The sequence below is a fragment of the Candidatus Krumholzibacteriia bacterium genome (genome assembly GCA_035268685.1).
GTDB lineage: Bacteria > Krumholzibacteriota > Krumholzibacteriia > JAJRXK01 > JAJRXK01 > JAJRXK01.
Window position 1 is genome coordinate 43,921 of record DATFKK010000050.1, and the last position, 13,289, is coordinate 57,209.

Sequence of the window (13,289 nt, forward strand, 5' to 3'; positions counted from 1 at the left end):
GGCCTACTGGTCGTTCGCGTCGCCGGAACCGTTGCCGGCGTCCTCGGGTTCGACGGTCTCGACCCCGGTCATGCCGGGCACGGTGCGTTCCACACTCGCCATCTGCTCGTACAGGCGCCAGCGCTCGTCGATCTCCTCCTGGGCGATCGCGGTCAGGCGATGGAAGGCCTCGGAATCGATCCGTTCGAGCATGGCGAAGCGGGCTTCCTTGGTGGCGAAGTCCGTGTACGGGATCTTCGGCTTCTTGCTGTCGAGCTGGAAGGGATGGTGGTCGGTCTCGCTGTGCCGCGGATCGAAACGATACAGCGGCCAGTAGCCCGAGTTCACGGCTTCCTTCTGATGGGTCATGCCGGTGGTCATGTCGATGCCGTGTGCGATGCACTGGCTGTAGGCGATGATCACCGACGGTCCCGGCCACGACTCGGCCTCGAGGAAGGTCTTGATCGTCTGCTTGGGATTGGCGCCGAGTGCGATCTGGCCCACGTAGACGTTGCCGTAGGACATGGCGATCATGCCGAAGTCCTTCTTGGCCCCGGGCTTGCCGCCGGCTGCGAACTTGGCCACCGCCGCGCGCGGGGTGGACTTGCTCGCCTGGCCACCGGTGTTCGAGTAGACCTCGGTGTCGAGGATCAGCAGGTTCACGTTGCGGCCGCTGGCCAGCACGTGGTCCACGCCCCCGAAGCCGATGTCGTAGGCCCAGCCGTCGCCGCCGACGATCCACACGCTCTTGTTGGCGAGCGCGTCGATCACCTTCAGCAGGTTACGGGCGTCCTCGCTGTCCATCTTCGACAGCTTGTCCTTCACGCCGGCGATACGGGCCCGCTGGGCCTCGATGTCGGTCTCGTCGTTCTGCTCGGCGTCGAGGATGCCCTGGACCGTCTTCTCGCCCAGGTCGCCGGCCATCTTCTTCAGCAGGTGCACGGCCAGCTCCATGTGGCTCTCGAGCGACAGACGCATGCCCAGACCGAACTCGGCGTTGTCCTCGAACAGCGAGTTCGACCAGGCAGGTCCGCGCCCGTCGTCGTTGACCGCGTACGGGGTGGTCGGCAGGTTGCCGCCGTAGATCGACGAGCAGCCGGTGGCGTTGGCGATCAGGATGCGGTCGCCGAAGAGCTGCGTGAGCAGCTTGATGTAGGGGGTCTCGCCGCAGCCCGCGCACGCACCGGAGAACTCGAACAGCGGTTCGAGCATCTGGCTGCCCTTCACCGTGTCCAGGCGCGCCGTCTTGCGGTCGGTCTCCTCGATGTCGAGGAAGAAGTCCCAGTTCACGCGCTCGCGTTCGAGGTGGTCGAGCTGGGGCTCCATGTTGATCGCCTTGTGCGAACGATCGGACTTGGAGAAGGCCGGGCAGACGTCGACACACACACCGCAGCCGGTGCAGTCGTCGGGTGCGACCTGCACGGTCATCTTCTGGCCCGGGTACTCCTTGGTCTTGTAGTCCATCGACTGGAAGCTGTCGGGAGCACCGTCGAGCACGGCCGGCTCGTAGACCTTGGTCCGGATCGTCGTGTGTGGGCAGACGAAGGCGCACAGACCGCACTGGATGCAGATGTCGTCGTCCCACACCGGGATCTCACGCGCGATGCTGCGCTTCTCCCACTGGGCGGTGGCGGTGGGGAAGGTGCCGTCGACGGGCATGGCGCTCACCGGCAGCAGATCCCCCTTCCCGGCCATCATGATCGAGGTGACCTTCTTCACGAAATCCGGGGCCTGCTCGGGCATGTCGGGCACCAGCTCGCGGACCTCGCCGGTGATTGTCTCGGGCACCTTCACTTCGTGCAGGTTGTCGACGGCCATGTCCACGGCGTCCCAGTTGCGCTGCACGACGACCTCGCCGCGGGCACCGTAGGTCTTCTCGATGGCCTTCTTGATCTCGTCGATCGCCTGGTCCCTGGGCAGGACCTCGCTCAGGGCGAAGAAGCAGGCCTGCATGACCGTGTTGATCCGCGTGCCCATCTTGGCCTTCTCGGCCACCGTGCCCGCGTCGATCACGTAGAACTTCAGCTTCTTGTCGACGATCTCCTGTTGCAGCTTGCCCGGCAGGTGTTCCCACACCTCGTCAGGGCCGTAGGGGCTGTTCAGCAGGAAGGTCGCACCGTCGACCGCGAGGTCGAGCATTTCCATCTTCTCGGTGAAGACGAACTGGTGGCAGGCCACGAACTGTGCCTTGCGGATCAGGTACGTCGAGTTGATCGGACGGGGACCGAAGCGCAGGTGCGAGATCGTGGTCGAGCCGGACTTCTTGCTGTCGTAGACGAAGTAGCCCTGAGAGTAGAGGTCGGTGGACTCGCCGATGATCTTCGACGAGTTCTTGTTCGCACCGACCGTACCGTCGGCGCCGAGGCCGAAGAACACGCAACGACGCACGTCGTCGGGCTCGGTGGACCAGTCGGGGTCGTAGTCGACCGAGGTGTGGCTGACGTCGTCGACGATCCCCACGGTGAAGCCGTGGCGGGGCTCCTTGCTGCCGAGCTCGTCGAACACGCCTTTCACCATGGATGGCGCGAACTCCTTCGAGCCCAGGCCGTAGCGGCCACCGAAGACCTGCGGCAGCTCGGTCTGCTTGCTGCGCGCCCACTGGCGGGCCAGCGCGGCGACCACGTCGAGGTAGAGCGGCTCGCCCTCGGCGCCCGGCTCCTTGGTACGGTCGAGCGCGGCGATGCGCTTGACGCTGGCCGGGATCACGCTCAGCAGGTCGGCGGCGTTGAACGGACGGTACAGGCGGACCTTCACCATGCCGACCTTCTCGCCCTCGCTCACCATGCGGTTCACGGCCTCCTCGGCCGCGCCGATGCCCGAACCCATCATGACGATCACATGCTCGGCGTCGTCGGCGCCCACGTACTCGAAGGGTGCGTAGTGACGGCCGGTGAGCTCGCCGAACTGCTGCAGCACCTCTTTGAAGATGCCGGGAATGTTCTGGTAGTAGGGATTGATGGCTTCGCGGGCCTGGAAGAACACGTCGGGGTTCTGCGCGGTGCCGCGCAGAACCGGGTGATCCGGGCTCAGCGCCCGCTCACGCATGGCGCGCACGTCGTCATCATCGATCATGGCCCTGATCGTGTCGTCGTCGAGCTCGTAGATCTTGTTGAGCTCGTGCGAGCTACGGAAGCCGTCGAAGAAGTGCAGGAAGGGCACGCGTGCCTTCAGCGTGGCCGCCTGGGCGATCAGCGCGAAGTCGTGGACCTCCTGGATGCTCCCGCTGCACAGCTGCGCCCAGCCGCACTGGCGGGTGGCCATGACGTCGCTGTGATCGCCGAAGATCGACAGTGCGTGGGTGGCGACGGCGCGCGCCGCGACGTGGAAGACCGTCGGCGTGAGCTCGCCGGCGATCTTGTACATGTTCGGAATCATCAAGAGCAGACCCTGCGAGGCGGTGAAGGTCGTGGTCAGCGACCCCGCCTGCAGCGATCCGTGGACGGCGCCGGCGGCCCCGCCCTCGCTCTGCATCTCGATGACCTCGGGGACGGTGCCCCATATGTTCGTCCGGCCCTTCGCCGACCACGCGTCCGCGTGTTCACCCATGTTCGAGCTGGGCGTGATCGGATAGATGGCGATGACCTCGTTGGTCTTGTGGGCGGACAGAGCGGCAGCTTCGTTGCCGTCGACCAAGAGAACCCTCTGGGTCATGACGCCTCCTGCTCGATTCTCTGGTGGAAGAAGGGGGATCGCCGAACTACGAGCAGCCGTTCGAGTTCACGGCCGTGAGGCGCGACCCGGGCGCAGGTTCGGTGTGGGTTCAGTACACGGCCGCACCCGTCGGCAGACCAGATCGAATCTGTGAGGGTCACAGCTCAGGCGGGGGTCGTCGCGGCGGGTGCGGCCGTCGTTCCGGCTCAGTCCGCTTCGACCTCACGGAGACGCAGGGCGACGAGGCTTCCCGCGACCCCCAGGACGGCCAGAAGGGCGACCAGCGTGCGTTCGCTGTAGGCCGACGCCACCGCCCCCAGGGCGGTACTCAGGACGAGGACCGACCCCATCACGGTGTTGGCCACGGCCACGTACAGCGGGCGCAGGTCGTCGGGAGCCAGATCGACCACGTAGGTCTTGCGGCCCTGACGGATGCCCTCGTGGGCGAGGGCCAGCAGGAAGTACAGGATGCCGAACACCACGGCGGCGGGTGTTCCCGCGAGGCCGAGTCCGGCCACCACGAAGACCGTGGCCAGGACGGTGGCGGCGGCCAGGCCGCCGACGACCAGGGTCCGCCGGCTCGACAGGTCGGCGGCGCGTCCCCACAGCCATCCGCTGACGAACTGCGCGGCGGAGGCGGCCACGAGCAGCGCGCCGAGTCCGGCGCTGGCCCCGTCGGTGCCGCGGCTGGCGAGCATGGTCACGTAGGGCATCGACAGCACGGTTCCGGCGAGCAGCCCGCGCGCGAGGCAGAAGCGGCCGAAGTCGGGGTCGTCGCGCAGCAGCCGCAGGCCGTAGCGGATCGACGCACCGTTGCCGTCCACCGCGGCGGGCGGTTCCTCGATCGAGCGGGCCAGCCAGCCGGCCACGGCCCAGGCGACCACGGCCCCGACGACGAGCACCAGCGGGGCGATTCCGGGGTCCTCGGAGCGTCGCAGGCCCAGGGTGAGGCCGGCGGCCAGGGTCAGCAGACCCGCTACGCTCGAGGCGGTCCCTCCGAGACGCCCGCGCCGACCGTTGGGCACGGTGCGCCCGAGCAGGTCCTTCGACGACAGGGAGGCCGCCGCCCGACCGACCGAGAACACCCCGATCGAGACGACGGCGAGCACGCCGAGGAGGACGCCGCGGCTCGACGACGCCGCCAGGGCGATCGCACCGATCGCCGCGGCCTGCACGAACAGTCCCGTGACGTACACCCCGCGCCGGTACGCGCGCCGGGCCATGAAGCGTCCGAGCCACAATTGGGGGAGCAGGGCACCCGCTTCGCGGATCGGAACCAGCGCACCGAGCAAGCCCGACGGCACGCCCAGAGCCGCCAACCACCACGTGAGCACGTGGCGTGGGCTGGCCAGGACGTCGCCGATCTTGCTCGCGGTGCGCGCCACGAGCTGGGCCGCGAAGTTGTCGGGCCAGCTCTCGCGCACGTCGACGTGCAGGTCGTCGACGTGCTCGGCGTCGTCGGCCGCGGCGAGGCGGCGGCCGAGCGTGCGCAGGAAGGGGTCGGTCACCCGCGGAGGCTCCGGGATCGGGGACGGTGCCGATCGATGGAAGCCCCCGGCACGGGATCTGTCAACCGCAGCCGCCGCTCAGCTTCGGCGCCTTGACCGTGCGCTTCACCTTGTCCTGGTAGTCGAGGGGCTCGAGGCGGTGTGCGTCGGGCAACGACGCGGGATGGCGATCGCCGAGTGCGGCCGAGAGGCCCCACGCGAAGGGCTCCTCGGACAGGCAGCTCTCGGTCTGCACCGGCAACAACAACGCGGCCGCGGCACTCGCGACGGATGCCGTGGGTTCGTGCGGCTGCGGCTCGGGCTCGCTGAACAGTTCCACCCACCGGTTCAGCCCGCCGGCCAGCACGTACACGTTGCGGACTCCGCGCGCGCGCAGCATGCGCCAGGCGGACTCGGCGCGGGCCTCGTCGTTGCCGGTGATCACGACGATCGCGTCGTCGACCAGGTCATGGCCCCAGGTCGACTGCAGGGCGTCGCAGTCCACGCGTTCCGCATCGGCGAGGTGGAACAGGTTGAAGTCCGACTCGTCGCGCACGTCGACGATGCGCAGACGCACCAGGTCGTCGTGCATCAGCTCGAGCAGCTCGCCGGGGTGTACGTGCACGTCGCGCGACACGAGGGTCTCCTCGAGCTGGTCGTGCTGCCAGGCGAGCCGGTCGTCGAGGGTCGGATCGCCGACCAGGGTCATGGCCATGGTCGTGCCGATCAGCGCCGCGGCCGCCAGGAACTTCCAGGGGGCTCTCATCGCGCGACCTCCGTGGTGGCATCCGGGGTCTCGGTGGTCTCTTCGCGCGGGGCGTCGCCGAACACGGCCTCGAGCCGTTCGGCGCCCCAGAACATGAACACCGCCATGCACCCTACGAGGAAGGTCACGAGCACGGTGGGGATCCCCAGCCAGTCGGCCAGCGTGAAGCGGCCCATGGCCCCGGCGTTCTGGAAGAAGTCCCAGAAGGACGGCACGACCTCACCGAACACGAACACCCCGAGGGTGACGCCGAGTACGAAGAACACACCGTCGAGCTTCAGCGTGGCGGCGGCGACCAGGCTCGTCCCGGGGCAGTAGCCGCCGACGATGAAACCGACGCCCATGATCAGTCCACCGACCACGCCCGAGGCCAGGTAGGTGGGATTGACGAACACGCGCGACAGGTCGACCCAGCCGATCGCCCACGCGAAGTGCACCAGCACCATGGCCGTGACGATGGCGGTGAACATGACCTTGAGCACGGTCATGTCGCGCAGGTAGAACTGCGCGGCCAGCCGCCGCGAGTCGCCGAAGCCGGCGCGTTCGAGCACGAAGCCGAAGCCGAAGCCGATGGCCAGGTGGACCAGGATCGAAGTGATTCCGTCGAGTGCGAAGGGACCCATGATCGTCTCCTAGTCGTTCCAGAGCCGGCGCACGAAGTACGCCAGGGCGTAGCCACCGATGAACACGCTGAACATGAAGGCCCAGCTTCCCACCGAGAGCATCGCTCCGCCGCTCAGTGCCTGTCCGCTGGTGCAGCCGCGCGCGAGCCGCGCACCGAAGCCCATGATCGTTCCGCCGATCAGCGCGAACATCCATCGCTGCTGCGGTGTGATCCGCGCCCCGCGGAAGGTCTCGACCTTCATGCGTCCGGCCGTCAGGCCCGACACCAGGCCACCGGCGATCGCGCCGAGGACCATCCACGTGATCCAGTGGTCGAAGGGATTCGTGTCGCCGCCGGCCATCGGCGCCAGGTAGGGATTGGTGTCGACCTGCGCGGGGGCGACGGCGTCGACGCCGGCCGCCACGACCCGGCCGACCGCCCCCGACGCCCCGAGCCCGTGCCCGGCGATCACGAAGGACGCGGTCAACACCAGGCCGAGCGCGAAGCCGGCCACGTAGGGATTCCAGGAAGCACGCGGCAGCGTCGTCATCGGGCCGCCTCCTCGGTGGTCGTGTCGTGTCGGGTCTTCAGGTCGCCGTGGACCATGGCTTCGAGGTTCGTCGTGGGCGTCTCGCCGGTCGTGGTCAGGTAGAGGTGCATGATCGTGAAGGCGAGGAACAGCCAGGCGCACAGCGCGTGGATCGGCACCAGCCAGCCCAGGCCGCCGATCGAGGCCACCAGCTCGGGCCAGCGCGACGCGCTCCAGATCAACAAGCCGGTGATCACCTGCAGCGGCAGCAGCACGTTCAGGATCACGAGATAGGTGACCTGCTGCAGCGGGTTGAGCTTGTGCTCGGCGTCGTGCTGCATGGGGTGCGGCTCGCCGCGGAAGATCCCGTAGGCGTAGAACCGCACCTGCGCGAGCGACATGGTCACGAAGTCGCGCGGCTGCGGACCGAACTGCCGGATCATGCCGCTGGTGACGAAGTAGAACAGACCCATGGCCGCGTTCAGCAGGAGCAACACGGCGAAGGCGTTGTGCACGAGCACCGCGGTGCGGAAGCCGAAGATCGACACTGCCTCGGGCGCGTGGATCTCGGCGCCCGTCACCAGCAGGGCGAGGATGGTCACGGCCTGCACCCAGTGCCACGCGCGCTCGTGGAAGGTGTACAGGGGGATGCGGCGGATGCCGTCGATCGGGTTCGCGCTCATCGGGCCGCCTCCGTCCGGGGTTCGAGTTCGGGGGTCGTGGCGCGCTGCCGCCGCGCCGCCCACAGGACCACGCGCAGACCGCCGTGCAGGACGACACCGGCGATCACCATGAGCACGGCCAGCACGCCGATCCGGTCGACCCACGGCGCGCGCGAGAAGCCGAGCAGGTACAGTCCGGCGATGTCGGGGTCGGGGGTCACCACGACGTGGCCGCAGCTGGTCGTGTGGACCTCGCCGGGCATTTCGACGCCGCCGTCGCCGACGAGCGTGGGGAGCACGCCACCCGGCGCGAAGTCGGCCAGGACGAAGTCCTCGCCCACGCGCGAGGTCTCGCCGTGGCAGGTCGAGCAGTCGCGGGTCGCGCCGCCACGCCCGGCCACGCCGTGCGACACGCGGTAGGCCTGGGTCTCGGCGCGGATCTTGGGATCGCGAACGCCTGTGGCGCGCAGCCGCGCGGCGACGGCCTCGATCTGGTGATCGTGGAGCAGTCCGAGTTCGATCGGTTCGAGGGTGCCGTTGCCGGTGGCGTCGAGCACGCGACGGATCTCGGGGCGGACGTCGTCGCCGTCGAACCACGCGGCGTGGAGTTCCTCGCGGGTCACGGGACGCTCACGGGCGGTGTCGTACCAGTACCAGGTGCTCACCAGGTTGTGCGGTGCGAGCCGGCGCTCGCCGTCGGGTCCGGTGCGCGGGAGCAGGACGGGGCGGAAGCCCTCGAGCAGGGTCGACGCCGACTGCGGGTCGCCGTGCGCGCCGCGGTGCAGCACGCGGGGTTCGCCGTCGGCGGTGAGGACGGTCCAGTCGGTGGTCTGGCGCGCCGGGCCCATGCTGCGCGGCACGTGGCAGGCGGCGCACTCGAGCGCGTCGAAGTGACGGTCGCGGTAGGGCAGCCACTCGTGGGCGGCCGAGGCGTCGTGGCAGTCGGCGCAGGTGCGGATGCTGCCGTCGAGATGATCGCGCATGGTGCCCTGCGCGCTGCGGCCCTTGGCCAGGTCGTGGCTCGGGCGCTTCAGGTACTCCTGCACGTCGAGCCGACGGGCGTCGAAGCGCAGGTGGTCGGGGCGGTCGGCGTTGGCCTCGGCGTAGGCGCCGGGGTTGTTGGTGGAGGCGTGGCAGTCGGTGCAGTCGACCAGGCGCTCGGCGTGCACGTCCCAGGCGCGGGCGAGGGTGTCGCGGCCGGCCACGTTCATGCCGCTGCGCGCGATGCGTCCGGGCGCGAAGATCGCGCCAGTGGTCTCGGTCTGACGACGTCGAGGATCGGGTGCCACGAAGAAGGGATCGGCGGCGGAGGTCACGACCGCGCCGTGGCACTGACCGCAGTTCTCGGCGGTGGCGCTCCGCAGACCGAGCGTGGCGGCGCTCACCGCTCCCTTCTCGTCGAACAGTGCGTCGACCCACTCCCAGGCCTCGCCATCGCGTTCGACGAGTCCGGTGTTCGCGAGCGTCGCGATGGCGGCGGTGCCGAAGCGGCCGGCGCTCAGCTCGGCGATGCGCGCTTCGTTCGCGGGATCGTCGCCGTGGCACAGGAAGCAGTTCAGCTCGGCCACGCCACTCTCGTTCCAGTCCCAGGCGGTGATCGCGCCGTCGTCGGTGCGGGCGTGGGTGAACGCAGCGGGTTCGTCGCCGGCTTCGAGATCGAGCAGCGAGCGCCCTTCGGTGTCGACGGTGGCGAAGCCGCCGCCCACGTGCCGTGCACCGTGGCGTCGCAGCCAGTCGGCGATGCCGATCGTGAAGTCGCCGTCGAAGTCCACGCGGTCGTAGGTGATCGGATCCCAGCGGTTGATCGGGCCGGTGCCGCCGTCGAAGGCGCGCCCACTGCGGGCGAGACCGGCTTCGTCCAGGCCGAGCCAGGCGTGGGCGTTGTGCTCTTCGATCCACGCGGTGTCGTGGCAGCGGTTGCAGCTCTGCATGGGCGAGACGGGGTTGCCGGAGGCGACCACCGGCGTGCCGTCGCGGTCGCGGAGGACGACGTCGGGGTGGAGGCCGGGGTGGAGGAACGGCGAGGCGGGGTTCTCGGGCGATGTGGTCGCGGCGTCGTCGGTCGACTGGACGGCCGCCGCGGGGGCGCTGGCCGCAGGGGCGCTGGCCACGGTCATGCTGGCCGCGATGACGCTCGCGGTGGGGGCGCTGGCCGCGATGACGCTCGCTGCGGTGACGACGAGCACGGACAGGGCGAACGACTTCATCGCGTGCCTCCCTGGTGATCGGTCGTGGTGGTGCTGGACGCGGTTCGGGTGATGCCGGCGCGCCGGCGGCCGCCGCGTTCGGCGGGGTCGCCGTCGTAGCCCAGTGCGGGCCAGTCCATGCGGCCGTCGTCGCCGTGGCAGTCGGCGCACTGCAGGGACTCGTCGGCGGGAACGACCATGTGCGACAGCGGCCAGTACATCTCCGTGCGCGCAAAGCCGTACGAGCCGCTGTACTCCAGACCGCTGGCCTCGGCGCCCAGGCGCAGGGCCTGGTCCCAGTCGAAGGTCTCCCAGTAACCGCCCTCACCGTAGGTCTTGGGGTTCACGAAGTGGCCGAGTTCGGCATCGTAGGGCTGCCGACCACGGTGGATCTTGAAGGGCCAGATCTTCGCGCGCGGATCAGCGGCGTCGCCGTGCGGGCGGTTCATGGCCGTGATGCCATCGGGATCGATCGGATCGCCCTTGAGGTAGCGATCGCTCGTTCCGTTGTACCAGGCGTAGTCGGGGGCGACGTCGGTGTCGTAGACGAAGCTCCCCTTGCCCTTCATGTACTCGTGTGGATCGGGATCGGGGCGGTCCTCGCCGGCCGTCGACCAGTCCCACTGCATCTTTGTGGCCACGCGTGGGGCCATGCGGGGGATGTGGCAGGTCTGGCAGGCGACGGCTTCGACGTGCGAGTTCAGGCGCTCGTCGCGGTGCGGGGCCGCGGCGTGGCAGTCGGTGCAGCCGATGCGCTTGGTGTTGCTCACGCTCACGCTCATGCTGCGACCGGGAATGTCGTGGTCCTCGGTGCGGTGGCAGTCGACGCACTGCAGGTCGTGACGGCCCATGTGCACGTCGATGGCGGCGGTCGGGAACATCATGCTGCCGTCGAGGTCACCGTGCTTGACCGCGTTGCCGCCACCACCGTTGAAGTGGCAGGTGCCGCAGTTCGCGCGCGTGGGTCGGCCCACGCTGCGCGCGGCCTCGAGCAGGTCGACGTGTTCGGCCGGACGACCGGCGCCGGTCGGATCCTTCTGGTACTGACCGCTGCGATCGTGGCAGATCAGGCAGTCGATCTTCGTGGCGTCGGCGAAGTCGAAGTCGGCGTCGTCCCAGCCGTAGCCGGCGTGGCAGCTCGTGCAGCGCGGCCAGTTGCTCTCGATCGAGATGCAGAAGTTGTTCAGCAGGTTCTTCTTGCCGATCTCCTGCGTACCGTCGGCCGTCTCGACGTGATCGCCCGCCCAGGTCCAGTGCGCGGTGTGCAGGAAGTCCTGCGCCGCGTCGGCGTGGCACTCCATGCAGGCCTGCGTGACCGCGGGCCCGTCGGCGAAGTCGGTGTCGAAGAAGGTGGAGTGGTCCACGTGCGCGGCGACCTCGGGCAGCTGCGACCAGGGATCGTCGAGCTCCGGCGCGCGCGGCTTCTGCAGTTCGACGAGCACCACGGCGAGCCCGACGACGGTGACGATGACGAGAGCGAGTACCAGACTGGGATGCGGTCGCATCGACGGGCCTCCTCCGAGGACGCGTGCGGCTCCGGTGCGGGTGGTGGCGGAGCCTCTCGGTGTCGGAGAGAGAGATATCGCCGTGTCGATTCGATCACAGCAGTAAATATGTGACTATGAGTATATGCTCCGAAAAGCAAGTAGTTGGATGTGTTGGAGTTGTGGTCGATTCCCGTGCTGTCGGATGCTCCGTTCGTCGTTCGGGGGAGGCCGGATCCCGGGCTCCCGGCGCTGCGCGCGACGACGCCCGGCCGATGTTCCGGTCGGATTCCGGACATTCTGCCCTCGATCCCCGGCAGGATTCGGTCTGATGCACGTGGATCGGTGATTCCCGATACGCCTCGGCGTCACGATTTCGGAGCAGGCTTTCCGGTTCTGATTCCAGGGCCCAATCGGCTGTCCCGGGGCGAATTCGGCGCATTCGAAACCCAGGCTGCGTGGACCCCGCGCGCGAACCGGAACTGGTCCGAAGTCGGACGAAGGTGAGCACGGCTCCTGCTGAGGCTCGCGGACCAGCGCGGCGGATGTCCGATTCCGCTCCCGCGCGTCGTCGTTGACTCGTCCGAGAGGGTGTTCGGGATGGATCGTCGAAACGTGGATCGTCGGACCGGGAAGCTCGCTGCCCGTTCGTGGGCAGGATTCGGTCTGGGGTGCCTGGTGGTGTCCCTCGTGCTGGGCACGGTGATGCCCGTCGCGGCCCAGACCGTCGACATCGGAGGCTTCCTCAAGTCGTCCTACTACTACGACACGCGACAGATGGTCGCGGCGCGGGAGGGGGACCATGCCTTCTATCCGCTCCCCGAGTCGATCGAGGACGGCCAGGACGTCAACGAGACCGGCAACCTCCTGTTCTTCCCGTTCTTCTCACGGATGACCTTCTCGATCGGCGATCTGCCCGAGGTGGGTGGCGCGATCGTGAGCGGATATTTCGAGGCCGACTTCTTCGGGGCGAGCAACGCCGTGCTCAACTCCCTCCGGATGCGCCGCGGTTTCGTGAAACTCGAGTGGGAGCGGCACGAGGCCGTGTTCGGCATGGACTGGTCGCCCACCTTCGCCGGCGTGTGGCCGCGGACCGTGGCCACCGAGGCCGGCTCGCCGTACCAGACCTTTGCGCGTCTGCCGCAGGCGCGGTACACGTTCGCGCCCGACGGCTATCGCTTCCACGTGGTGGCCGCCCAGCAGCGCGACGCCTTCTCCGACATCGGCGGTCGGAAGCAACAGCAGCAGGCGGAGCTGCCCACCCTGATGGGCTTCGCCGAGCTGCGCCGAGAGCGCTTCGTGCTCGGTGCCGGTGGTTGGGTGAAGTGGATCCGTCCCGACCTCGCGGCCGATCGCTTCGAGGCCTTCGCGGTGCAGGGGTACTTCGACTGGCAGCCCTCTGGCTTCGCCCTGCGCGGCAAGGCGACCTGGGGCGAGGACATGGCCGACCAACTTCTCACCGGCGGCTACGTGCTCGAGGACGACGGAACCGCGACCCCGTTGCAGACCTTCGCCACGTGGTTGGACGTCGAGTCCACCGGCCGTGGCGTCGGCTTCGGCGTGTTCGGCGGCTACTTCACGAACCTCGGCGCCGGGACCGCGGTCGAGTTCGGTGGTGACGCACAGCAGTTGTTCGCCCGCGGGGCCGACATCGAGTACGGGTGGCGCGTGTCGCCTCGCGTGGTGTGGAACGCCGAGCCTCTGCGCTTCGCCTTCGAGCTTCCCGTCGACACCGCGTTGTACGCATCGTCCTTCGACGAAGAGCTGACGCCGACGTCGACCGACGACGACGATCCGGTGACCAACGTGCGTGCGGATCTCTCGGTGTTCCTGTTCTTCTAGGTTCGTCCCGGCAGCGGCTTCTCGAGGGGCACGGGTTCGGGGTCTCGGTGTGGAGGGGCTTCGGGCTCGGGCGGGGCATCGAGTTCTGGCGGGGTGTCG

The 13,289-nt window shown here is 68.7% G+C and carries 9 protein-coding genes; 1 reads left to right on the forward strand and 8 read right to left on the reverse strand.

Going from position 1 to position 13,289, the window contains the following annotated elements; translation table 11 throughout:
* Positions 1 to 3: 3 nt before the first annotated feature.
* The 8 genes from nifJ to VKA86_05670 form a co-directional block, all read right to left on the reverse strand.
* Positions 4 to 3,630, reverse strand: a complete 3,627-nt coding sequence (nifJ, locus tag VKA86_05635; GenBank protein HKK70680.1) for a pyruvate:ferredoxin (flavodoxin) oxidoreductase — start codon at positions 3,628 to 3,630, stop codon at positions 4 to 6.
* A 206-nt stretch (positions 3,631 to 3,836) separates the two neighbouring features.
* Positions 3,837 to 5,138 (reverse strand): MFS transporter, encoded by a 1,302-nt coding sequence (locus VKA86_05640; GenBank protein HKK70681.1) that lies wholly within the window; start codon positions 5,136 to 5,138, stop codon positions 3,837 to 3,839.
* A 61-nt stretch (positions 5,139 to 5,199) separates the two neighbouring features.
* Positions 5,200 to 5,883, reverse strand: coding sequence for a rhodanese-like domain-containing protein (locus VKA86_05645; GenBank protein HKK70682.1), 684 nt, complete (start codon positions 5,881 to 5,883; stop codon positions 5,200 to 5,202).
* Entirely contained in the window at positions 5,880 to 6,506 is a 627-nt protein-coding gene (locus VKA86_05650) for a YeeE/YedE thiosulfate transporter family protein (protein ID HKK70683.1), read from the reverse strand. The genes VKA86_05645 and VKA86_05650 overlap by 4 nt, the downstream gene beginning before the upstream one ends.
* 9 nt (positions 6,507 to 6,515) lie before the next feature.
* Positions 6,516 to 7,037, reverse strand: a complete 522-nt coding sequence (locus tag VKA86_05655; protein ID HKK70684.1) for a YeeE/YedE thiosulfate transporter family protein — start codon at positions 7,035 to 7,037, stop codon at positions 6,516 to 6,518.
* The gene (locus VKA86_05660; protein ID HKK70685.1) at positions 7,034 to 7,699 is read right to left on the reverse strand and encodes a cytochrome b/b6 domain-containing protein; all 666 of its coding nucleotides are present in this window, start codon (positions 7,697 to 7,699) and stop codon (positions 7,034 to 7,036) included. The genes VKA86_05655 and VKA86_05660 overlap by 4 nt, the downstream gene beginning before the upstream one ends.
* Positions 7,696 to 9,885 carry a hypothetical protein gene (locus tag VKA86_05665; GenBank protein HKK70686.1) on the reverse strand — a complete coding sequence of 730 codons (2,190 nt, stop codon included), beginning with the start codon at positions 9,883 to 9,885 and terminating at the stop codon, positions 7,696 to 7,698. The genes VKA86_05660 and VKA86_05665 overlap by 4 nt, the downstream gene beginning before the upstream one ends.
* Positions 9,882 to 11,369: a tetrathionate reductase family octaheme c-type cytochrome gene (locus VKA86_05670; GenBank protein HKK70687.1), complete on the reverse strand. Its 1,488-nt coding sequence runs from the start codon at positions 11,367 to 11,369 to the stop codon at positions 9,882 to 9,884. The genes VKA86_05665 and VKA86_05670 overlap by 4 nt, the downstream gene beginning before the upstream one ends.
* A gap of 579 nt (positions 11,370 to 11,948) precedes the next feature.
* Here VKA86_05670 and VKA86_05675 point away from each other — a divergent pair.
* Positions 11,949 to 13,190 carry a hypothetical protein gene (locus VKA86_05675; GenBank protein ID HKK70688.1) on the forward strand — a complete coding sequence of 414 codons (1,242 nt, stop codon included), beginning with the start codon at positions 11,949 to 11,951 and terminating at the stop codon, positions 13,188 to 13,190.
* Positions 13,191 to 13,289: the final 99 nt, after the last annotated feature.

Excerpts from the sequence above, each read along its gene's own strand:
- VKA86_05675 (HKK70688.1), top strand. The coding sequence starts at position 11,949 with ATGGATCGTCGAAACGTGGATCGTCGGACCGGGAAGCTCGCTGCCCGT.
- VKA86_05645 (HKK70682.1), bottom strand. The coding sequence starts at position 5,883 with ATGAGAGCCCCCTGGAAGTTCCTGGCGGCCGCGGCGCTGATCGGCACG.
- VKA86_05655 (HKK70684.1), bottom strand. The coding sequence starts at position 7,037 with ATGACGACGCTGCCGCGTGCTTCCTGGAATCCCTACGTGGCCGGCTTC.
- nifJ (HKK70680.1), bottom strand. The coding sequence starts at position 3,630 with ATGACCCAGAGGGTTCTCTTGGTCGACGGCAACGAAGCTGCCGCTCTG.
- VKA86_05660 (HKK70685.1), bottom strand. The coding sequence starts at position 7,699 with ATGAGCGCGAACCCGATCGACGGCATCCGCCGCATCCCCCTGTACACC.
- VKA86_05650 (HKK70683.1), bottom strand. The coding sequence starts at position 6,506 with ATGGGTCCCTTCGCACTCGACGGAATCACTTCGATCCTGGTCCACCTG.
- VKA86_05670 (HKK70687.1), bottom strand. The coding sequence starts at position 11,369 with ATGCGACCGCATCCCAGTCTGGTACTCGCTCTCGTCATCGTCACCGTC.
- VKA86_05665 (HKK70686.1), bottom strand. The coding sequence starts at position 9,885 with ATGAAGTCGTTCGCCCTGTCCGTGCTCGTCGTCACCGCAGCGAGCGTC.